The organism is Herbaspirillum sp. GW822-FHT03A08 (assembly GCF_058801885.1).
This window is the reverse complement of record NZ_JBXANR010000004.1, coordinates 324,279-344,647: the sequence shown is the minus strand read 5'-3', so window position 1 is coordinate 344,647 and position 20,369 is coordinate 324,279. Positions and strand designations below refer to the sequence as shown.

The window sequence follows — 20,369 nt, the reverse complement described above, 5'->3', positions numbered from 1 at the left end:
TTTATTGTTTGATGAACACCAAATCCCAAACGCCGTGTCCCAAACGCAGGCCGCGGTTTTCGAACTTGGTGACCGGGCGGTAATCGGGACGCGGCGCATAACCTTCAGCGGCGTCGGTGCTGTTCTTCAGCGTCGGCTCCGCGCCCAGCACTTCCAGCATCTGGATCGCATACTCTTCCCAGTCGGTGGCGCAATGCAGGTAACCGCCCGGCGCAATGCGCGACGCCAGCAGACTCACCAGCGGCCCCTGAATCAGGCGGCGCTTGTTGTGACGCGCCTTGTGCCATGGATCCGGAAAGAACACGTGCGCACCGGCCAGCGCGCCCGGTGCAATCATGTTGGTCAACACTTCCACCGCATCGTGCTGTATCAGGCGCATATTGGTCAGACTCTGCTCGCCGATCTGCTTCAGCAAACTACCCACGCCCGGCGTATGCACCTCCACCCCGATGAAATTCTTCTCCGGCATATCCGCAGCAATCTTCGCGCTGGTGTCGCCCATGCCGAAACCGATCTCAAACACTGTCGGCGCCGAGCGTCCGAAGGCCGCATCGATATCCAGCGTCTCCTTCGCATACGGCAACAAGAACTGCGGCCCCAGCTCCTCAATAGCGCGCGCCTGCGCCCCCGACAAGCGACCTGCGCGTGTGACGAAGCTGCGGATGCGATGTTCGGTCGGATCGTAAAAAAGCGGTTTGCCGGACTTGTTTTCTGACATGAATGACTCGTGAAGCGAAGGATCTGAGGATGGAATTGTTATGCGGCGTGCAAAAGGCAGACAAATAAGGCAGCGATGAAAAACGCTGGATTCCCTAGCACCCTGGAGCGGGTGAAGGGGATCGAACCCTCGTCGTAAGCTTGGGAAGCTTCTGCTCTACCATTGAGCTACACCCGCGAACCCCGCATTTTACGCGGGATTTGAGGTGTTTTGTGAACTTGAGGGTTGTTCAGTGTGATGGATTCTGTAGTGGCCGATTGCTTCAAGCTGTTATCGCTTTTGATGTGTACTCAGTCGCCGGGAAAAGATTGGGCCAGATATTCTGACCCAATCACTCAATATCACCGCCGCGGCTTATTGGATCGCAACATGAATAGCTGCCTTGACGTTTTGCAAAGAAGATAAATCGCAGTGTTTCGCGAGGCGCATTTTGATGTTGAGATTTGTGGCCGCTAACTTCCATATGCTCCTCATTCTTACAAAAAGCATTGGAAGCGTGTAATCTTTTGCCGAAACATATTTCGATACAAAACAGGAATTTACATCAATATTTTTCTGCAATTCAGCTAACAATTGGGTCACTTGTGCTTCGTCAAATTTTTCCAGTAACTTCGAATGAATTTCCTCGATTATTTTCTGCGCTTTTTCCGCATCTACCTCGGCGCGGTTGCTACGAATAAGATCTTTCATTGGTCTGGAGATCGTTGGAAGACCACTCTGTAAATGATGTGCAGCTGCATATAGCAAGAAAAGCTCTGTAAATTTTTGTCGGCTTGAGGAAAGCCAATGCTCAAAATCAAACAACGCAGCTAGATCATCTTTGCGTTTTTCTGGATGCTCATCATCCAAGATGTCAACTATCACTCGCTCGTCAATAAGATAGTTCTCTATGCAATAACGATCCAGCGTTACTACGTTGTTCGGAATTCCTTCGCGCTCCCCAGTAATCAGATACAAATCCCCATCAATAATGTAGACCGATTTTCTCTCCGTGTTCTGCGCTTGGCGAGCAGTTTCGATTACCTTCTGTCTTCCCCCAAGTGGAAATACTTTAGTCACGGTGAGGCGATCAGCCAAAAGACGGCCTAGGATTATTGCAAAAAGTTTTTCATATCCATTCGCCGTGTCCTCAATATAGATATCGATATCGTTAAACTCTTCATAGAAAACTGAAGACGCATACCGTGCGGCAGCAGTGCGCTCAAGGAACTCGCCAATCATTTGTGCACCTTGATTGTTTTTTCTTTGCGGTATCCGACAATTTCAGGGGAGTGAGTAGCGAAGATGAACTGCTTCGTATCGTCTAATTCGATAAGTTTATCTACCAAATATTCTTGCCACCGTAGATGGAGAGAGAGTTCAGGCTCATCAATAATAATTATGTCCGTTCCCTGAGAATTGGTGAAGACGACGTGAGCAAGTAGAATGAGTAGCTGCCTTTCTCCTGATGAAAGAGTGCCGAGTGGTATATCATCGGAATTAATCGAGACATTGAGGCTACCTACTGAATCAACTCGCACTTTCTTCCTGGACTCATTGAAAAAGAAATTAGCGGCTTCTTCGAAGCTACGAATAGGAATATATAAGCTATCGGCACGCCTTTTCTGTGCGTCCATTTCGTTCAAAATTTTACTGATACGTTGAATTTGCGCCTTATTAAGAAGCCATTCAATACTAAGACCCGTTGCTTTCGGTCCCGATTGCTTCATTGTGCTATATGCAGATTCGAGCTGTTCAAAGAATTTTTCGATCTGTCCCGAAGCCTTGGTCTCACCTCCGAGGTCAGTCGCGACTTTTTGAATTTCGTCACGACGGTGAAGAATTTCTTCATATTTTGTACCGCTCGGACTCAACACGTCTTCATCCACTTGTATGTACTCGAAGGTGGACTTCACGATCAAACTTAGTAGTGATGCGGTCTGCTTATCACTGACCGAACGAAAGCGTCGATAGGCGTTTTTGAGAAGTGTTTTCGAATGTTCGAGCCCGTCCTGAGGTGCGTCAATATTTCTTGATCGGCTCGCACTGACCCGATGGCGCATGCCATTTCTAATAAAAACTTCGTCATTATCTAGAAGGTCTTCCCCTTTAACTACTGTGCTACGCTCAAGTCCGAGGAACAGTGGCTTCTTTATCCGTTCAAAAAAATCGAGAATATACGGATGCTCGCGGAGTGCTCTAAATCGTCTTTCTTCAATGTAATCTTCAAATTTTCCCGAGCTTATATATTGTTCCATTTCGTCTTTCGCAAAAGTCGGAATGACCAATAGATGCTCTCCATTCACTTTGAGGCGAAGTTCGGCGCCTTCTTTAACGAACCTGATTTCGTTGATTCTTACGGAGCCACTAGGATTCGACCTGGTTTCAAAAACGATTTTTAGCTCTAGGAAAGTGGTTAGAAGTAGATCCCTTAAATTGAATGAGAGACCCGCTTGAAGAAGTCTCAGTGCGGTAGTCTTGCCGCTCCCGTTAACTCCGACGAGGAAATTAATATCTCTGTTGAAATCGATATCGAATGTGTAATGCTTGTGAACCCCTCGCGCAAAAAAACTTAAAAGCTTCAAAATAATCCCCTTAGTAAGTTGTGTTCACCTGATTTTTTCAGGAGTTAAGTCTTAGATTTTCGATTAACCAATCTGGATGCGGCTTAGATATATTTGGCCGAAGAATCGATACTAAAAATAATGTAAAAATACAGCAGCGGTGTTCGCTAGTCGATGGCACATGAAGCAGCGGTAAGTTGCTGATTAAATGTCTGCCAATCGCAATAAGCGTTTTTATGGTCAGTTAATATTTTTTTAAAATCTAACGCCGACGACCACGTCGCGTACGCAATTTCATCCAATTCTTCTGCGGGTTTGGCTGGCGAAGTGCCAACACCTCTTCAATGTGGACTGCCACCCTCCTTGCAGCAAATATGGATCCATTATTTCTTACAACACAATCCATATAGTGCTTACCGACATAACCGCTGTGTTCCTCGACAGAAAGCATGCGAATGCCACCGCGTGCATGACCTAGGTCTCCTATGCTGTCAGCCTCATTGCCATTATTCCGAACAGTCCATTCGATGGTTGCGTAATCTGGCACCACATGGGGGTTAACGATGGTGAACAGCAATTTATGCCCCTTAGTCATACTCGGGACTTCATTCATATGTGTAGCTAAAAGATTATCTTGTTGATCCCAAATTTGTATTTGGATATCCGGCAGCTGCATCAGCAGGCGTTCGGATGTTGGTTCTATTACTTCTACCGCGTCAGTTTCTGGTAGCGGCATTAGAAACGAAAATGATTCTGTCCAGATCAACGCAGCGCTAGCCTCGTCTTCGACATCATCAGCAGCGAGAGCTGTATCACGTAAAACGGTTAGCCTAGTTAAGAATGCATCCCAAGCTGCATCAGGTATGCGGTTTAGATCCTCGCTACGATCAACCGGATTTGGAACGCGGCGATCTCGTATCAGGCGCTCAAAAATAGCTTTAACAACCGCAATGAGGGCATCGTCATCGGCGATTCCGAAAAAGCGTGCCCCCCACATATCTTGAAAGACTTCAGTGGTTAGTACCGTCAAAAATATAGATGACGGGCGAGAGTCTGGGGCTTCTTGAAATGCCACTGCAGCCCATCCTTTTAGGTATCGTACCAAACGACGTAAAAGGTCTCTGTCATCCTTGCCAACAGAGTTCTTGAACCATTTGTAAATGGCCTTTGGGTCACTGGCTTCCCACTTTCCTGAAAGGCACGCCAACTTTCGCTGATCTTTAGATGGATCTAAGTGATACGTTGGTGTGTCAATGTGAAATTGCTGGGCGTAGATCGCCCGCGAGCATCTTTCCTTTGGTGGATCGATTTTTTGAATGTCTGCATTAATATTCTGGTAGTCCAACAGCTCTTGCTGGACCCATTGTCGCAATTGCTCTGGTGAGGGCGTTATTTCACCAGTTTTCTTTTCCCAGTGAAAATAGATACCCACGTCAACATCGTATTCTTCCCCCTTGTGTACGGGCTTAATTAGGGTTCCATATTTGTATGATCCCTGTAACCAAGTTGAAACCGGATATCCCCAATCCGCGAGCTCTCTCTTTAAATGTTCCGCCAAGCTATTCCATTGCACTTGCAAAAATTCCCGCTGTGCGTCTGTAGGCGTAATTCGACCATAAAGTGTTTGCTCTGCGGAGCCGTTAAACAATCTAGCAGCGTGGCCCATTAGTTCCCCCTAATTATTTTAAGTTGTGGGATGTGACTTAGAAATGGTACTAGTTGAGTTCCTAATAAGTCCGTTACGCATTTATCGGCCAATGCTTTGAGTGTTCTCTTCGCACCTGAGGTCGCAACATCTAGCCCAAGATCTTGAGCTTGCTCATGACTCGCAGAATGGTCGATTCGAACGTAAGAATCATGTAGTCGATGCCGAACGATTTGATCAACGAACTGTTGTTGTGAAGAGATCATGACTGAGAACAATCTTTGATCCTGCATCCAGTCCCCTATGCCAAAGCGTCTACCTGCGCTGCTGGCAATGGAATATGCTTGGGTAGTAGTTCCTACGCTTAGAATTCGTATAGCGTCTTGTCGAGCGTTAAAGAAGTACTCTGCTTCATGCATCGCGATCAAATCTGGCGCATTTGCGAATAATCCACCGTCTGCGTACATACTAGTTTCAACTTCTGCCAGTTCAAAAAAAGTTGGTGCAGCTGAGGTGGCTAGTGCGACATCAATCGCTTTAAAACGCCAGTCGCGTACCCATTCCGATTTATGTCGAGTTTTGAATACCTGTTGTTTTCCCTCAGTGACGTTTACTGCAGGAATTGCCAGGGGATGAATTGCGTCACCTAGGATAGCTGTTGCGGGTATTAGCTTGGCTATCGCTTCCTTTAAAGGAGCGGTATCGTACCGAGGTCTGCGGAGGTATTTGTATACGTCGAGAATCTTTCCGATTTGGGAGGTAGGCCGTTTGTACGGTGGAAAAATCGCTTCCCCGTATTCTTCAAATATTTGAACAACCTGCGTCAAAGGAATTTCAAATGCAACAGCAAGTGCCACTATGCCGCCGATAGAGGTGCCGCAGACAAGATCAAAATTTCGTCCTATCGGGGCGTTTGTATATTCTTCCATGACTTGCAAAGAGCGCGCTGTGAAGAGTCCCCTGTAACCGCCGCCGGTCAGCGCGAGTGCTTGAAACGGGCGGTCTTTGCTCCATTCCATGAACAAATCCCCATATTTTTATCTGCATTTTTTAGCAGGTTTTTGCGATGTTATATTTTGTTTTCAGAAGGGCAGTCCTCTGCGTAGATCCTCTTTGTAGAAATTTACGCATACTTTGTCAATCGAATAAAAGAATACACGGGTTCTCCGCATAGTGGAGGACCGCCGTTTGAATTTAGATCACTCCGTTTTACATACTACTCAGGATATTTATAAAATTGAAATCGACAAACCAAAGTCAGCATCCTGTTTTACTAGTAGCTAGTAGAGGAGCATTGTCTAATTTTGTTGGGGATTTGGTAAAGAGGGAAATACAAGACCTAACTCCTCGCTACTACGTAAAGAGCTAGGCGATTTTTTTTCTATGATTAACAAGCGGGAAGAGCCAAGAGATTGTCAGTGTATCTTCCATCTGCATAGGTACGAAGATAAGGTGGATTTCCGTCAACTACTCCGACTTCCACCGACCCTCGTTGATCTGCCACAAATAAAGAATTTCCTGCGGTCCTAAGAAAATTAACCCCTTCTTGTTTGCTCCATCTGACACCATTTTCGAAACCGATGTGAGTGATGTGTTCGTGATTACGTCCGCCGGACAAAGTAATACATGTCACTTGATGTCGTGCCATTTCGATCTCCCTCTTTTTGTGTATGCCATCAAAGGATGGCGTTAGGAGTATAGGTAATAAGTTCTTCTTACCAATGTTCTTCTGACATGAATGGAAACTTAAGTTGCGAAGAGTGAAAAATATGACCGCTACGCACTATATGGCGCGGTTAAGTTGCTCGTTGCTTTTGAGTACTATTGGGTCGAGCAAATTTCAACAATTTTTTCCACTGGATTTGACCGACTGTGTTTCCAATAGCCACGTCACAATGATCGAATACGTCACTAACGCCCCTCTTGCAACTGGTAGCACGAAGAATCTAATTCGAATGCCTTTCGGTAACTTGTCCGGGGCGTGCTGGAACGATCCCTTGGCAATCCGAACCTAACGAGGGTGTAGCTCAATGACAGAGCGCAAACCTAAGACGAGCAGTTGAAACGCCTATTTTCGTAAAATGGTAATGCCGGATAGTTTTTAGTTTTTGATTGTTTGCCGCCAATTCCTTTCCACTTTCACTTCCACTTAAAAAGCGTTTCGTTAGAATAGTGCTTTGCCAGATCGAGCCACTACCATCCTTTCCCTCTTTATCACTGACGAAGAAGTCGAACTCACCGCCATCCGCGCCCAAGGCGCGGGCGGGCAGAACGTCAACAAGGTATCGAGCGCCATCCACCTGCGTTTCGATATTCGCGCGTCGTCCTTGCCGGATGATGTGAAGCAGCGCCTGCTGGCGATGCGGGATCATCGCATCAGCAAGGAGGGGATTGTCATCATCAAGGCCCAGGCGCATCGCAGTCAGGAAAAGAACAAGGCGGACGCCTTGCAGCGTTTGCAGGAAATGTTGGCGGTTGTCGCGCACGTGCCGGTATTGCGCAGGCCGACGCGTCCCCCGCGCAGTTCGCAGCGCAAACGGCTGCAAACCAAGACACTGCGCGGTGAAATCAAATCGATGCGGGGAAAGGTTCGTGACTGATGCGAACTGCCGCCGTCGACAAAACTCGGATATCTCACTAAGCATCTCCGCCGCAGTGTTGGTACCCAGCACTGATGTCATAATATCGACCCTCAGCGATGCATTCTGCATTCCGCGTTCCAATCACAGAAAGCACTACGATGATGCGTGCGGCCAAAGAAACCAAGACAGCAGCGACCAGTTTGCCCGACAGAAAGATCAGCGCCACCCGTATGACCATTGCCTATGTCGCTGGCGTGGCAGCGATGGCGATTCTGTTTTTGGCGGCATATTTTCTGTTTGGCAACATCGTCATTGAACAACGCAGCGCCGCACAGCGCGTTCATCTCGTCGAGCAGCAACGGGTGCTGTCGCAACGCATTGCACTGCTCAGCACGGATCTGTATGTCGGCGACACGTCCACCAACGATGCCTTGCAGGATGCCGTCAACCAGATGGAGCGCTTGCAGGATACTCTCACTGGCAAAGGCGATCCTGCCTCTTATCCGCTCAACGCGGCTGAACATGAGCTGTATTTTGTCGGCAGCACCCCCCTCGATGCTGAAGTCCGCAGTTTTCTGGATGACGCGCGCCGTTTCATTGGCGCGACCAATATGAACACCGGCAACGAAGCCTATCGGGCGCTGCAACACCATTCTCGCGATCTGCTGTTGCCTGCGCTCGATCGCGCGGCTGCGCTGTTCGCCGAACAAGCGGATGCCCGCATTGAACAGGCACGCAAGGCGCAACTGGTTGTGCTGATCGCATTTTTCATCGCGCTGGCGCTGGAGGCGGCATTGATTTTCCGTCCTATGATCACGAAAATCCGGCGCTACAACGCGCATCTGTATGAGATGGCAACCCGTGACCCGCTGACCGGGCTCGCCAATCGGCGCCAATTCGACGAATATGCCAACCGCGAATTCCGGCTGGCGCGGCGTACCGCGAAGCCCTTGTCGATGGCGGTCTGCGATATCGATAATTTCGAACAGATCAATGCCACCCATGGACGCGCCGTCGGCGACGCCGTGCTGCGCCGCTTCGGCGAACTGGCAGCGCGCATCTTGCGCGACACGGACATCATCAGCCGCGTCGGCGGCGAAGAATTTGCATTGGCGCTGCCTGTGATGAATCTGCACGGAGCGATGATCATCGCGGAAAAACTGCGTCGCGGCATGGCTGAGAATCAAAGCGATAATCTGCCGCCCTTTACCATCAGCGTCGGCGTCGCAGTCAGTGAACACGGCGACAAGGCGATGGATGACCTCTTGCAGCGTGCCGACAGCGCGTTGCAGATGGCCAAGTCAGAGGGACGGAATCGTATTTCCTGTTTAAACAGACCGCTGAGAGAACAGCAGCCGGCCAACGGTGCCGTTTCTCAAAATACGGACGTCACCACTTCCTGATCCTGATTCAGCCGCAGTGTCAGAAGAAGTATCGTGCAGATGCCGGACCGAACCGGTCCTCTGCCGGAACTGATGCTCCGCGCATGGTTCGTCAACACCCAGGTCGGCGCTCGCTGACCTGCATTGGCCTGCAAGCTCTTGCCATCGAATGCGCAGATCCGCTTCCTGCCTTCAACACTGCCGGCTTGTCCCGCATCGCGGGAGACATGTCATCAAACTGACATAAATCGTTCATAACCCAGAAATATTTACCCCCGATACTCTGGGCCACGTGACCGTCGGTCGCGTTTAAATTTAATCCCAAAGAGGACCTACAATTTATGAACTCTCTCTACCGCCTTGGCGCGGCAGGCTGCTTTGCGGCTGCCTGTCTCACGCTACCCTCCGTCGGCTTCGCCGAAGACTCCATTTCCACATCGTCCGTCAAGCTCTACGGCATTGTCGATACCGGAATCGAATACCTCACTAACGCTGCTCTGGTCAGCGGCAGCACAAAAAATCTCACCCGCATGACGTCCGGCAATATGTCCGGGTCGCGCTGGGGCATCACGGGCAACGAAGATCTCGGCGGCGGCACCTCGTCGTTCTTCCTGATCGAGAGCGGCATGGCCGTTGACACCGGCGGTCTGCTGCAAGGCAACCGCTTGTTCGGCCGCCTGTCTTATGTCGGGCTGGCGAACAACGATTTCGGTACCGTCTCCGTCGGTCGCATCGGCGGTCTGTTTCTGGACTGGGCGAGCAAGTTCAATCCGCTCAACAACGCGGTGTATGCCATCAAGATGATGGATCCGGCGTTCTCGGACCGGCTCGACAATACCATTCGCTATCAAAAGAAATTCGGCGCGGTGACTGCCATTGCGCAATACAGCCAGGGCTATGACAGCGTTGCTTACGGCTCGGAAGTGGCGGGCGACAACCTGCGCGGCCGTGTGATGGAGACCGGCCTGTTGTATGAAGGCGGGGACTTCAGCGCGACGCTGGTCTATGACCAGAAGAACGGTTCGGCTGCCAGCCCGACCGCAGCCACCACGGTCGCCGGCGGCGGCTATGAAGGCAACAAGGACAAGCGCGTTGGTGCGGGTGCCTCGTACAAACTGGCGAACGTGGATCTGTTCGCCGGCTATCGTTATCTGAACTCCAAGGCGATTCACCTGACTGCGCTGACCAAAGGCCCGGTGCAGGCGTCCAGTCTGTATTGGCTGGGTACGACCTATCACATGACGCCAAGCCTGCTCATGTCAGGGACGGCGATGTACCAGAAGTTTTATGGCAGCACGCTGGCGCCGATGTCGTTCCAGGTTGATCTGGATTACTTCTTGTCCAAGCGTACGGACCTTTATATCAACACCGGCTATGTCATCAATCGCGGCGGCTCGGACCTCGGTCTGAACGGTTTCGCGTCGTCGGCAGTGGCGGGCCATAACCAGCTCGGTACGCAGATTGGCATCCGTCACACCTTCTGAGATGGCATCTCTTCAACACGCCGCATCGGCCGGCACGTCGATTTCAGTCCGCGGCCTGGGACTGTCGTTTGACGCGCAGGCCGTGTTGTCGGACATCGATCTTGAGGTGCCGGGCGGCACCACCCTCGCACTGTTGGGGCCGTCCGGCTGCGGCAAGAGCACCTTGCTCAAGCTGCTGGCCGGCTTGCAGCAACCCGGCGCGGGCAGCATCCGGTTCGGCGATCAGCTTGTCGCCGATGCCCAGACCTGTGTCGCTCCCGAGCGGCGCGGGCTGGGCATGGTGTTTCAGGACTACGCCTTGTGGCCGCACATGACGGTAGCCGGCAACGTCTCATTTCCGCTGGAAATGGGCGGCGTGGCCAAGACCGAGCGCGAGCATCGTGTCGCAGCGGCGCTCGCGCGCGTCGGTCTGGGGCATGTCAGCAAGCGGCGTATCTCGGCACTCTCAGGCGGGCAGCAGCAGCGTGTTGCACTGGCGCGCGCCATCGTCGCGGAACCTCGGATTCTTCTGTTCGATGAACCGCTTTCCAATCTTGACCGCGACCTGCGTGTGAGCCTGTGCCGTGAAATCGGCGACTTGCTCGCGCAACTCGGCACCACCGCCGTGTATGTGACACATGACCGCGAAGAGGCGGAAACACTGGCGCATCAGGTCATCACCATGCAGCAAGGGCGCGTTGTTCGCGCTATGCAACGATCCGGGAATCAATATAATGAAACGTTTTAGCAACCTCCTACTTTTTTTCACCATGTCGTTATCTTTTGGGTTCGCGGCTGAACACGCAAATGCCCTGACTGTCTACACCGCAGGGCCCGGCAGCCTCGGTAAAAAACTGGCGCAGGGATTCGAGAAAAAAACGGGCATCAAAGTCGATTTGTTCCAGGCGACCACGGGCAAGGTCATGGCGCGTCTCGAAGCTGAAGCCGACAACCCGCATGCCGACGTGCTGATTTCCGCATCCTGGGATACCGCGCGCGATCTGGAAAAACGCGGCTGGCTGCTCAACTACGAGAGCCCGAACGCCGCCCACGTGCCGGCGATGTTCAAGACGCCATCCTATGTTGCACAAGGCATCTCGGCGCTGTGCATCGTGTGGAACACGCGCACCGGCCTGCCGGAACCGCACGACTGGCGCGACCTCGCCGCGCCTGCGTATCGCAACCAGGTGACCATGCCGGATCCGGCACTGTCCGGCGCGACGCTGGATCTGCTGCTGGGTCTGCAGGCGCGTCTCGGCAAGCAGGCGGATTCCCTGTTCGACAATCTGCACCGCAATGGCATGGTGGTCCTCGGCCCTAATGCGCAGGCGCTCAATCCGGTGTTACAGGGCGCCAAGACGGCGGTCTTCGGCGCGGTTGATTACGTCGCCTACGGCGCCGTGGTCAGCGGCGAATCGATCAAGGTGATCTTTCCGTCCGGTGGCACCGTGGTGGCGCCGCGTCCGATGATGATCCTGAAGACTTCGCGCGCGCAGAATGAGGCGCGCGCTTTTATCGACTACGTTCTCTCGCCTCAAGGGCAGAAAATTGTTGCTGATGCCTGGCTGATGCCGGCGCGCGATGACATCAGCAGCGAGCGGCCGTTGTTGAAGGATCTGAAACTGTTGCCTCAGGAAGGTGCGGCAGCAGCAGTCATGCATGCCGAGACGCTGGAACGTTTTTCCAAACTGTTCAAGCAACACTGAAATCCTCGGCCGTGATTCTCATGAAAACCTGGAAGACAGTTGCGTCTGCGCGCGTGCTGTCCGCATCTGCGTTGTTTCTGGCATTGGGATTGCTGGTGGCGTTGCCGATCGGATTTATCGTGCTGCAGGCGATTTTCCCCGGCATTAACACCGGTTCGTTCTCGCATCCGTTTGCTTCTTTCGGCGCCACTCTGGATCGCGGCGACACCTTGCCGCTGCTGTTCAATACGCTGCGCTTCGGTATCGTTGTGGCGCTGGCGAGCGTGTTGATCGGCGTGCCGCTGGGTGCGCTGCGAGGATTGTTCCGGGTGCCGCTGGCGCGGGTCTGGGACTTGCTGTTTCTGGCGCCGTTTCTGATTCCGCCTTATCTGGCGGCACTGGGCTGGATGCTGTTGCTGCAGCCGCACGGCTATCTTGAACAGGTCGCCGGCGTCAATCTCGGGCATTTCCTGTTCTCGTTCAACGGCGTGGTTGCTGCGATGACCTTGAACGTCTTTCCCATCGTCTACTTCTCCGTGTCGCGTGCGCTGGCGGCGGTGGGTTTGCGTCTGACCGATGTCGCCAGAATCTTCGGCGCCGGTCCGTGGCGCAGCGTGATGCGCATTACCTTGCCCTTGATCCTGCCGGCCATCGCGGCGAGTGCCTTGCTGACGTTCACCATGTCGATTGAAGAATTCGGCATTCCGGCGGCGCTCGGTCATCGCGCTGGTGTGGAGCTGCTGGTGACCTCGATCGAACAACGTTTTTCGGATTGGCCCATCGACCTGAGCGGCGCATCGGTGTTGTCGCTGTTGCTGGCGGTGCTGGCGTTGACGGCATTCTTTTTGCAGCACCGGCTGCTGGCGAACCGCAATTTTGAAACACAGTCGGGCAAGCCGGTCGCGACCACGCCGCGTGAACTGGGCGCATGGCGCTGGCCGGTGCTGATCGTTTTCGCCGTCATTGCCGGGACCGCTACACTGGCGCCCTTGTTCGCGATTGCCGTGACGGCGGTTACCCGCACGCTGTCGGGCGGCCTGAATGCCGCCAACCTCACCCTGAATCACTTCCATGCGTTATGGAACGACGGAGACGGTGCAAGCGCATTGACGACCAGTCTCAGTCTTGCCACGTTGACTGCATTCATCACCGGCGCGCTGGGATTGTTGAGCGCATGGACCATCGTGAAGACGCGCATCCGCGGCCGTGCCTTGCTGGACGCGCTCACCCTGATGCCGCATGCCTTGCCCGGCGTGGTGGTCGGCGTCGGGTTGATCCTGACCTGGAATCAGTCGTTCTGGCCAGCGACACCCTACAACACCTGGGGCATTCTGTTGCTGGCCTATAGCTGCCTGCTGCTGCCGTACCCGGTGCGTTACGCCAGCGCCGCATTGCGCCAGATCAGCGACAACCTCGAAGCCGCCGCGCGCGTGCACGGCGCATCGGCAAGCCAGGTCATGCGACGTATCATCCTGCCGCTGACGGCGCCGGCGCTGATCTCGTCGATGCTGATCGTGTTTGCGATCGCTTCGCGTGAACTGGTGAACTCTTTGCTGCTTGCGCCCAGCGGCGTGCAGACTGTGTCGATTTATATCTGGCAGCAGTTTGAACAAGGCTCCATCGGCGACGGCATGGCGATGGGCGTGGTGACGGTGCTGACCAGCGGCAGCATGCTGGCCATTGGCGCGCACTGGAGCCGGCGCTTCAATAACGCTTTGTGACAAGAGGGGACGCGAATTCAGCCGGTAAATTTCAGGCTGATGTTTTGCAAGGCAATGCCCTCCAGTTCCATCTTCCATACTTCGCCTGGGCTCACCGGAAACGCGGCGGTGAGCGTGCCCGTCGTCACGATCTCACCGGCCTGAATCGGACGCCGGATCGCCTGCTTCGCAATGACGGCAATCAGATGCGCCATCGCAGCGAGCGGACTGCCAAGCGCGTTGGCGCCTTTGCCGGTTTCGCGTACGGCGCCATTGCAGAGCAGGGCCACGGAACACGACTTCAACTGTTCCAATAACTGCTCCAATACCTGATCGCCCAATTCAGAAAATGACGCGCGCTCACCGACAAACAGCATGCCATGCAGACCGCCATCGGCAACGGTGTCGGCAGCTTTGAACTGCCAGCCGGGATAGTGCGACTGGACGATTTCGAAGGCAGGTGCAATCCAGTCGATGCACTCGACCAGCGCGGCGATGCCGGCGTCTTCGGGCGGGGCCTTGTGGAAATGCAAGGCGATCTCCGGTTCGATCTTCGGTTCGGCGAAACGGGCCAGACTGCATTCGCCTTGTGAATTCGCCAGAAAGGCGATGGTGTGGTCATACATGTGGCCCCAGACCGGTTCTTCCACGCCATAGCGCGCCCACATCGCCGCGTTGGTGAAGCCGATCTTGCGGCCGGCGGCGACGGCGCCTTGCGCCAGTCTTGCCTGATGCACAAGATCTGCAACTTCGTACGCGGCGGCGACATTGAATTCCGGTTCCCGTGAGGTGATGGCGGCAATCTGCTGCACCTTGTCCTGGGCATCTTGTATTTGCGTGGCGAGGTGCTGGATGTCGAGAGGGCGTGTCATGTACCTGGCTCCGGCGGCGAAGGGGGAAGGAAGCGAGTCCCTATTCTGCTGGCGCGCGGGCTCCGGCAACAAGCGAGAAAAATTCAATACATGAAAATGGCATGGATATTTATTTCATCTGCTCCTGTCTTGCGGGGCGGCGACGGAAAGGAGGAAGAAACTAGCGCACCATCCTGCGGTCCGACTGCGTGACACCTTGACAGCCCCCGAAAATGACAGGCCTGAAACCCTGAAGGTGCATCGGGTCTGGCCTCGGTACCGCGGACATCAAAAAAGGAAAACATGACCACCCTCACCAAATTCGGCGTCAAACTTCGCCCCCTTGAACGCGAAGACCTGCGCTTCGTCCATAAGCTCGATAACAACAGCCACATCATGCGCTACTGGTTCGAAGAACCGTACGAAGCTTATGTCGAGCTGATGCAGATTTATGATCGCCACGTGCATGACCAGACTGAGCGGCGCTTTATTCTGGAGAGCGATGCCGCCGAGCGAGTCGGACTGGTCGAACTGGTGGAGATCAATCACATCCACCGGCGCGCCGAATTCCAGATCATCGTCGCGCCGCATGCGCAGGGCAAGGGCTATGCTGCATCCGCTACCTTGCTGGCGATTGAATATGCTTTTCTCGTCCTCAACCTCTACAAGCTGTATCTCTACGTCGACGTGGAGAACGTGAAAGCGCTACACATTTATGAGAAATGCGGCTTCGTCAGAGAAGGCGTGTTGAAAAGTGAATTCTTCGTCAACGGCGAGTATCGCGATGCGGTACGCATGTGCATGTTTCAGGCGGACTATGTCGCAGCGGGCAGGCAAGGTAAAGCGGATGCGTCTCCGGCTGATTGATCTGCGCCGGATAGCTTGCCGTCTGCTGCTCTTTATGTAGAATCACGGCTGAGAAATCGAGATCAACCGGTCACCGCAGACGATCACAACAATATGAAGCGCTCTTTCCCTACATTCGCCGTTCTGTCTATTCTTGTCTCCCTGGCATGTCATGCCGTGGCGCAGGAGAGTGATCCAAAAGCAACGAAGAAAGACGGCGGCGAAGAAAAGGTTATGCCGGCGCCGGTCATGACGGAAACGACTTCGCCGGAAGAGGCCGCGAATGGCGCGCCGCAGGATGCCGTTGTCAAATCGGCGACGCCGGTCTACAGCCAGCTTCTCTATCTGGGCTATCCCAAGGGATTCAGGACGGCTTCTGAAAACACTTCGTCGCAGCGTTACATCCGCGAGTCGGTTCCGGAAGGGGAAGATCTCGGCGCCTGGACGCAGATGATAACGATCAGTGGCGTCAAGGATACGGCGTCAGAGGTGACCATTTCGCCGGCGGGATACGCAGAACATATCGCAGGCGGTTTCCGGCGCGCATGTTCGAGTTCTTTCAGTCAGAAGAAGATGTCCGAGGGCATCGTCAACGGCTACGAACAATACGTCATGGTGGTCAGCTGTGGTCAGTCGCCTGCAACCGCAGGGCGCACCAGCGAGTCGGCGCTGGTCGTCGTGATCAGGGGCGAGCGTGACTACTACACTGTGCAGTGGGCGGAAAGAGGCATGCCGTCGGCGATGCCGGTGCCCATCAGCATGGCGAAATGGGTAGGCAGGTACCAGCAGCTTGCTCCGGTCAGGCTGTGTGCCCGCCTGCCGGGTGAAAAAGAACCCTACCCGAGCTGTCTGAATCCGGATTGAGCGCGTTACGCCAACTGACGCAGCACTGAGCCTCGCCGTCTCGCGGCACTTGCCGCTTGTCGATTGCCGCTCATCCCGCCATGCCTTGCCTGACGATTCAGTTGCAGAGAACCTGCACGGTAAATTGCAGGCCGTTTTCGGCGATTTCATCTGTTTCCAGTTTCTTGCCTGGCTCCGCAATGATGTAATCGATGTGATGCGCAGCCAGGAACGCTTGCGCTATCTCTCCGCGAATGGCGAAGTTGATATTCTGCGGCACGGAACCGGTCGATTGAGCGATCGACATGGCAGCCTGCGATACCACCACGCCGATGACGGCGCCGCTGGCATCGAGTACCGGACCACCGCTGTTGCCGGGTTGGATCGGTGCAGAAATTTGAAGGTGTGCACGGTTGTTGTTCATGCCTGCGAGTGCATTGATCTGGCCGAATGTTGCTTTAGGTTCACTCGACAAGAGTCCCGGCAGCGGATAGCCGATGACGCCCACTTCCTCTCCCAGCCGCGGTGGCTTGGCCTGCATGCGAAAACTGGCGGCCTGGCCGAAGGGTTGTCCGGCCTTGAGCAGCGCCAGGTCATTTTTCGGATCGATTGCTTCCAGTTCCGCAGACACTCTCGATGCGTTGCCGCCACTGCCTTTTATGGCCAGTGTCTTGCAGCCCTCGGCGACGTGGTGATTGGTCAGTACGTAGCCATCGCGGTTGACGATGATGCCGGTGCCGCTGCCTGACTTTTGTTTTGGCGGCGATGCGGGAGGCTGCACTATCGCTTTGGGCGCTTGGACGTTCTGCGCCGGAGCGGAGCAGGCGAGCGTGAGCGAGCGTTGAGAGAATGGCGTATCGGGCAACGGCCGGAAGCTCTTGGTCCAATCGGTGCGTACCGGACTGAAACCGACCCGCTGTCCATCCAGATAACCGACGGTAGAAATCGGAGAGAAGGCCTTGTTGTTGCAATCAAACGCGGTTCGCTGGATGTAACGGTCCATCTTGATGTCGTGCGAGTTGACGCGCGCCTTTTCGTAGACGGTCATGAACTGTACGACGCGGAAGTTACCCTCCTGCCTGATGGAGTCGATGTCGATGTAACTTTTGTCGAGCGATGTTTCGCTGGCGCCGACTTCCTGCCAGCGCGCGGCATATGCAGGAAGAGAGGTCAGGCCAAGGGCAAGCAGCGTGGCAACGAGCGGCAGCGCCGAATTGGCCGAAGTGGGCGAAGAGGAAGAAAGAGGAGGCATGTTTTTGATTTTCTTGTCCGGCATGGCGCTGCGTTCTTCTGTTTTTTACCGCAGAGATCGTCTGAGCGACTCTAGCACCAGATACTGTCAAAGTGCTGACGAGCGAGGCGCAAAGCCGCTCGGAGATGCGCTGCCGGGATATTTTACATACTCTGAAGAATGCATTGTTGTTGCTTGACCGTTAAATTGACATCGGTGAGAATCGCCGGGGGGATCCCTCAACAGATAAGAAAAAATATCAGATGCCACATCAGACAGAAACGGCGGGTTCGCGACTGCCCCGTGTCTACGCTTTCCTTTTTATCGCAGCAGCAGTGTTGGTTTCGGGGTGTGCGCGAGCACCGCGGGCCGGTACACCGATGAAACCGGTGGACGAAAACAAAGGCGACGTCTATATCTATCGCAAAAAATCCGATATCGCCAGGGCGCAGCCTTTCTATACCACGGTTGATGGCCATATCGGACCGGCATTGGCGAATGGCACTTATGTTGTCTTTCATCTGGAGCCCGGCAAGCACAACGTTGTCGTAAGCCCCGGGCCATGGGGCTTTAATCGCGGACGTACGATTCAGGTCAAGGCCGGCGAGCGTAGCTACTATCAGTTCGATTTCACGCCGGACCCTGAAGACAAGCAGCATTTTGAGCAGACCGTGCTGCGCGCTCGTCCGGTAGACGAGGCCAGAGCGGATATCGCTTTGCTCCCCGGCGTAGCGCCGCGAATGAATGATCGCCGCCTCAGCTTCCGCCGCAGCACCTATGCGTCCCTCAGTGACGGCATGGCGTTGCCGGGAGTGAATGACAGAGGGCGGGCCGGTTACGAGAGATGGCTGCAACAGAGATTGCCGCGTGCCTTTCTCATCGCCAGTAACGGCAGATGGATGGCGACGTGGGGCGTGAGCGTGACCGATGTGCCTGGGATTTCGGATCCGGCGACACGTGCCATGCAGCGTTGCGCAAAATGGCGTAACGTCGTGTGCCAGATGTATGCAGTCAATACCAGTATTGTGTGGACGCCATTGCCGGCAAAGCTGATGGCAGCGGAACGCAAGAGACGCCAGGCCAGCCAGCAAAACAACGATGCAGCTGATGACATGAATGTGGAAAAAGCCACCGACGGCATCGATCAGGATGAAAGCAGCGTGCAATTCACAACGCAACCGGTTGCGTTGCCATCGATCGAACCGATCATCATCGAGTAGGTATTTTTTGCGTCAGGGTTCTTGAGGAGATCGTTGCGAGATTATCGCTGCAGGCCGGCGCTCACTCAAAACCCTGCACATCCTTGTCGTTGAACCGCGGCAGCATCCAGTGATAGCGGATCGCCAGCAGACGGAACACGAATCCTACCGCCAGCGCACTCAACGACGCCACATTGGTGTTAATCTCCAGCCATAGAAATCCCACGTATAAGCCGCCCGTCACCAGTGACACACTGGCATAGACTTCACGCTGCAGCACCAGCGGAATCTGGTTGCACAGCACGTCGCGCAGCAGGCCGCCGAACACGCCGGTGATCATGCCGGTGATCATGCCGAAGATGACGACGATGAAAGGGTTATATTCGGAAAAGGTCCGCCCAATGCTGCCACTGTGCCGATCAGGCAGATGCCGAACAGGTCCATCTCGCGGCGGATGCCCATGATGGCGCCGGACATGGCTTCGGCCGTGATGGCGATCAGATAGATGGTGTGCAGCAGCATCGGTTGGTCTCCTCAGACCAGCATTGCCGGAAGATGGTCAACCGGAAAGCCGAGACGCTCCAATACGCCACGCAGTTTGGAAACATAATCGTAATCGATGGCCGAACCGATCGGCGGTTCGATATGCACCATGCTGATGGCGCAGACTTCGTGCCCGCCGTCGTTGGCGAGGAAGGCTTCGGCACGATAGCCGGTCTGATGCTGGTAGAGCAGGTCGATTTCGGCATGCGTCAACTGATACAGCATGCCGTAGGCGAGCGCGTCTTTCTCACGCAGCAGCATGGCTTTTTCGCGTACGACCACACTGTGATGCAGGAGAGTGGCCAGGCGCGGCTGACGGATGACGATGCCTTTTTGCTGCAGCGATTCCGCATCCATGTGCAGGCCGTAAAAGAAAATGTCTACAAGGCGATTGGCGGAATTGTTCATGGTCGTCGGTCGATGTCAGATGTCGATAAGCCGGCAGGCCGGATCATGGGGTGCCGTTGCAGCCGTGCCGGATAAAACCGGGATGTTCTTTGAGCCGCTGGAAATACGCCGACACGGCCGGATAGTCGGGACGTTCCAGGGGGGTGGCGAGCCAGCGGTTGAGCGACAGGCCGATGGGAATGTCGGCCAGCGTGAAGCGGTCGCCGGCGACGTAGGCACCGGTGGCTTGCAGCCGCTGCTCAAGGATGCCGATGTGTTTGTTCCAGCCGGCGACGGAAGCGGCCAGTTGTTGCGGATCCTGATGCGCCGGCGAATTGCGCACCAGCGACAGGAACGCATAACTCCAGGAGTTGTTCAGATTGGTGGCCTGCCAATCCATCCATTGATCCGTGCGGGCGCGCGTCTGGGGATGGCGTGGATAAAAGCTGTCGTTGCCGTAACGATTGGCGAGATAACGGATGATGCTGTTCGACTCCCACAGAACAAAACCGTCGTCTTCGATCACCGGCACCAGTGCATTGGGATTAAGAGCGAGGAATTCCGGCGCCTGGGTGGGCTGAAATCCACTGCCCCAGTCCTCACGCTCGTAGGGGAGGTTCAGTTCTTCGCAGCACCAGAGAACTTTGCGGACGTTGATGGAAGTTGGCTTTCCAAGGATCTTGATCATGGCGGGGATGACGGACAGGAAATGTGGGTAACCCCGAAAGCATATCCTGAACCGCGATTTTCA

General features: G+C 54.4%; 19 protein-coding genes, 1 tRNA gene and 1 pseudogene. 9 read left to right on the top strand and 12 right to left on the bottom strand.

Translation table 11 applies throughout. The annotated features are described in order from the left end of the window. Position 1: 1 nt before the first annotated feature. The 7 genes from trmB to AC1RN6_RS14750 form a co-directional block, all read right to left on the bottom strand. On the bottom strand, positions 2-718 hold the full coding sequence (gene trmB / locus AC1RN6_RS14780; protein WP_493006195.1) for a tRNA (guanosine(46)-N7)-methyltransferase TrmB: 717 nt from the start codon (positions 716-718) through the stop codon (positions 2-4). A gap of 103 nt (positions 719-821) precedes the next feature. Next, positions 822-895 (bottom strand) — tRNA-Gly (locus AC1RN6_RS14775). Between the two features lie 177 nt (positions 896-1,072). Continuing rightward, positions 1,073-1,939, bottom strand: a complete 867-nt coding sequence (locus AC1RN6_RS14770; RefSeq protein WP_493006194.1) for a DUF4435 domain-containing protein — start codon at positions 1,937-1,939, stop codon at positions 1,073-1,075. Then, positions 1,936-3,282: an AAA family ATPase gene (locus AC1RN6_RS14765; RefSeq protein WP_493006193.1), complete on the bottom strand. Its 1,347-nt coding sequence runs from the start codon at positions 3,280-3,282 to the stop codon at positions 1,936-1,938. The genes AC1RN6_RS14770 and AC1RN6_RS14765 overlap by 4 nt, the downstream gene beginning before the upstream one ends. 241 nt (positions 3,283-3,523) lie before the next feature. Then, positions 3,524-4,927 (bottom strand): CBASS cGAMP synthase, encoded by a 1,404-nt coding sequence (locus AC1RN6_RS14760; protein ID WP_493006192.1) that lies wholly within the window; start codon positions 4,925-4,927, stop codon positions 3,524-3,526. Next, positions 4,927-5,925: a CBASS cGAMP-activated phospholipase gene (locus tag AC1RN6_RS14755; RefSeq protein WP_493006191.1), complete on the bottom strand. Its 999-nt coding sequence runs from the start codon at positions 5,923-5,925 to the stop codon at positions 4,927-4,929. The genes AC1RN6_RS14760 and AC1RN6_RS14755 overlap by 1 nt, the downstream gene beginning before the upstream one ends. 368 nt (positions 5,926-6,293) lie before the next feature. Further along, on the bottom strand, positions 6,294-6,554 hold the full coding sequence (locus AC1RN6_RS14750; RefSeq protein ID WP_493006190.1) for a DUF3892 domain-containing protein: 261 nt from the start codon (positions 6,552-6,554) through the stop codon (positions 6,294-6,296). Between the two features lie 529 nt (positions 6,555-7,083). On the opposite strand from AC1RN6_RS14750, the gene arfB reads away from it, so the two are divergent. The 6 genes from arfB (at position 7,084) to AC1RN6_RS14720 (ending at position 13,739) form a co-directional block, all read left to right on the top strand. Next, the gene (gene arfB, locus AC1RN6_RS14745; RefSeq protein WP_493006189.1) at positions 7,084-7,506 is read left to right on the top strand and encodes an alternative ribosome rescue aminoacyl-tRNA hydrolase ArfB; all 423 of its coding nucleotides are present in this window, start codon (positions 7,084-7,086) and stop codon (positions 7,504-7,506) included. Positions 7,507-7,646: 140 nt separating this feature from the next. Further along, a complete protein-coding gene (locus AC1RN6_RS14740) occupies positions 7,647-8,891 on the top strand; it encodes a GGDEF domain-containing protein (RefSeq protein WP_493006188.1) in 1,245 nt (414 codons plus the stop codon). 320 nt (positions 8,892-9,211) lie between these two features. Then, a complete protein-coding gene (locus AC1RN6_RS14735; protein WP_493006187.1) occupies positions 9,212-10,354 on the top strand; it encodes a porin in 1,143 nt (380 codons plus the stop codon). A 1-nt stretch (position 10,355) separates the two neighbouring features. After that, positions 10,356-11,081, top strand: coding sequence for an ABC transporter ATP-binding protein (locus tag AC1RN6_RS14730; RefSeq protein WP_493006186.1), 726 nt, complete (start codon positions 10,356-10,358; stop codon positions 11,079-11,081). A 22-nt stretch (positions 11,082-11,103) separates the two neighbouring features. Continuing rightward, on the top strand, positions 11,104-12,039 hold the full coding sequence (locus tag AC1RN6_RS14725; protein ID WP_493006185.1) for an ABC transporter substrate-binding protein: 936 nt from the start codon (positions 11,104-11,106) through the stop codon (positions 12,037-12,039). 20 nt (positions 12,040-12,059) lie between these two features. After that, on the top strand, positions 12,060-13,739 hold the full coding sequence (locus tag AC1RN6_RS14720; protein ID WP_493006184.1) for an ABC transporter permease: 1,680 nt from the start codon (positions 12,060-12,062) through the stop codon (positions 13,737-13,739). Positions 13,740-13,756: 17 nt separating this feature from the next. Here AC1RN6_RS14720 and AC1RN6_RS14715 read toward each other — a convergent pair whose 3' ends face one another. Continuing rightward, positions 13,757-14,590, bottom strand: a complete 834-nt coding sequence (locus AC1RN6_RS14715) for a 2-keto-4-pentenoate hydratase (RefSeq protein ID WP_493006183.1) — start codon at positions 14,588-14,590, stop codon at positions 13,757-13,759. Positions 14,591-14,872: 282 nt separating this feature from the next. On the opposite strand from AC1RN6_RS14715, the gene speG reads away from it, so the two are divergent. Next, positions 14,873-15,436: a spermidine N1-acetyltransferase gene (gene speG / locus AC1RN6_RS14710; protein ID WP_493006182.1), complete on the top strand. Its 564-nt coding sequence runs from the start codon at positions 14,873-14,875 to the stop codon at positions 15,434-15,436. Between the two features lie 93 nt (positions 15,437-15,529). Further along, on the top strand, positions 15,530-16,279 hold the full coding sequence (locus AC1RN6_RS14705) for a hypothetical protein (protein ID WP_493006181.1): 750 nt from the start codon (positions 15,530-15,532) through the stop codon (positions 16,277-16,279). Between the two features lie 97 nt (positions 16,280-16,376). Here the strand turns inward: AC1RN6_RS14705 and AC1RN6_RS14700 are convergent, their stop codons facing one another. Next, on the bottom strand, positions 16,377-17,510 hold the full coding sequence (locus AC1RN6_RS14700) for a S1C family serine protease (protein ID WP_493006180.1): 1,134 nt from the start codon (positions 17,508-17,510) through the stop codon (positions 16,377-16,379). 359 nt (positions 17,511-17,869) lie between these two features. Here AC1RN6_RS14700 and AC1RN6_RS14695 point away from each other — a divergent pair, with 359 nt between their 5' ends. Then, positions 17,870-18,709, top strand: a complete 840-nt coding sequence (locus tag AC1RN6_RS14695; RefSeq protein ID WP_493006179.1) for a hypothetical protein — start codon at positions 17,870-17,872, stop codon at positions 18,707-18,709. Positions 18,710-18,770: 61 nt separating this feature from the next. Here AC1RN6_RS14695 and AC1RN6_RS14690 read toward each other — a convergent pair. From AC1RN6_RS14690 to AC1RN6_RS14680, 3 genes and pseudogenes are all read right to left on the bottom strand, one after another. Further along, positions 18,771-19,204: pseudogene (locus tag AC1RN6_RS14690) on the bottom strand (trimeric intracellular cation channel family protein). A gap of 18 nt (positions 19,205-19,222) precedes the next feature. Next, positions 19,223-19,639, bottom strand: a complete 417-nt coding sequence (locus AC1RN6_RS14685; protein WP_493006178.1) for a hypothetical protein — start codon at positions 19,637-19,639, stop codon at positions 19,223-19,225. Positions 19,640-19,682: 43 nt separating this feature from the next. After that, positions 19,683-20,306, bottom strand: coding sequence for a glutathione S-transferase family protein (locus AC1RN6_RS14680; RefSeq protein WP_493006177.1), 624 nt, complete (start codon positions 20,304-20,306; stop codon positions 19,683-19,685). Positions 20,307-20,369 lie beyond the last annotated feature (63 nt).

Excerpts from the sequence above, each read along its gene's own strand:
- AC1RN6_RS14695 (WP_493006179.1), top strand. The coding sequence starts at position 17,870 with ATGAAACCGGTGGACGAAAACAAAGGCGACGTCTATATCTATCGCAAA.
- trmB (WP_493006195.1), bottom strand. The coding sequence starts at position 718 with ATGTCAGAAAACAAGTCCGGCAAACCGCTTTTTTACGATCCGACCGAA.
- AC1RN6_RS14735 (WP_493006187.1), top strand. The coding sequence starts at position 9,212 with ATGAACTCTCTCTACCGCCTTGGCGCGGCAGGCTGCTTTGCGGCTGCC.
- AC1RN6_RS14760 (WP_493006192.1), bottom strand. The coding sequence starts at position 4,927 with ATGGGCCACGCTGCTAGATTGTTTAACGGCTCCGCAGAGCAAACACTT.
- AC1RN6_RS14720 (WP_493006184.1), top strand. The coding sequence starts at position 12,060 with ATGAAAACCTGGAAGACAGTTGCGTCTGCGCGCGTGCTGTCCGCATCT.
- AC1RN6_RS14750 (WP_493006190.1), bottom strand. The coding sequence starts at position 6,554 with ATGGCACGACATCAAGTGACATGTATTACTTTGTCCGGCGGACGTAAT.
- AC1RN6_RS14685 (WP_493006178.1), bottom strand. The coding sequence starts at position 19,639 with ATGAACAATTCCGCCAATCGCCTTGTAGACATTTTCTTTTACGGCCTG.
- AC1RN6_RS14680 (WP_493006177.1), bottom strand. The coding sequence starts at position 20,306 with ATGATCAAGATCCTTGGAAAGCCAACTTCCATCAACGTCCGCAAAGTT.
- AC1RN6_RS14715 (WP_493006183.1), bottom strand. The coding sequence starts at position 14,590 with ATGACACGCCCTCTCGACATCCAGCACCTCGCCACGCAAATACAAGAT.
- AC1RN6_RS14755 (WP_493006191.1), bottom strand. The coding sequence starts at position 5,925 with ATGGAATGGAGCAAAGACCGCCCGTTTCAAGCACTCGCGCTGACCGGC.
- AC1RN6_RS14700 (WP_493006180.1), bottom strand. The coding sequence starts at position 17,510 with ATGCCTCCTCTTTCTTCCTCTTCGCCCACTTCGGCCAATTCGGCGCTG.
- AC1RN6_RS14740 (WP_493006188.1), top strand. The coding sequence starts at position 7,647 with ATGATGCGTGCGGCCAAAGAAACCAAGACAGCAGCGACCAGTTTGCCC.
- speG (WP_493006182.1), top strand. The coding sequence starts at position 14,873 with ATGACCACCCTCACCAAATTCGGCGTCAAACTTCGCCCCCTTGAACGC.
- AC1RN6_RS14770 (WP_493006194.1), bottom strand. The coding sequence starts at position 1,939 with ATGATTGGCGAGTTCCTTGAGCGCACTGCTGCCGCACGGTATGCGTCT.
- AC1RN6_RS14725 (WP_493006185.1), top strand. The coding sequence starts at position 11,104 with ATGTCGTTATCTTTTGGGTTCGCGGCTGAACACGCAAATGCCCTGACT.
- AC1RN6_RS14705 (WP_493006181.1), top strand. The coding sequence starts at position 15,530 with ATGAAGCGCTCTTTCCCTACATTCGCCGTTCTGTCTATTCTTGTCTCC.
- AC1RN6_RS14730 (WP_493006186.1), top strand. The coding sequence starts at position 10,356 with ATGGCATCTCTTCAACACGCCGCATCGGCCGGCACGTCGATTTCAGTC.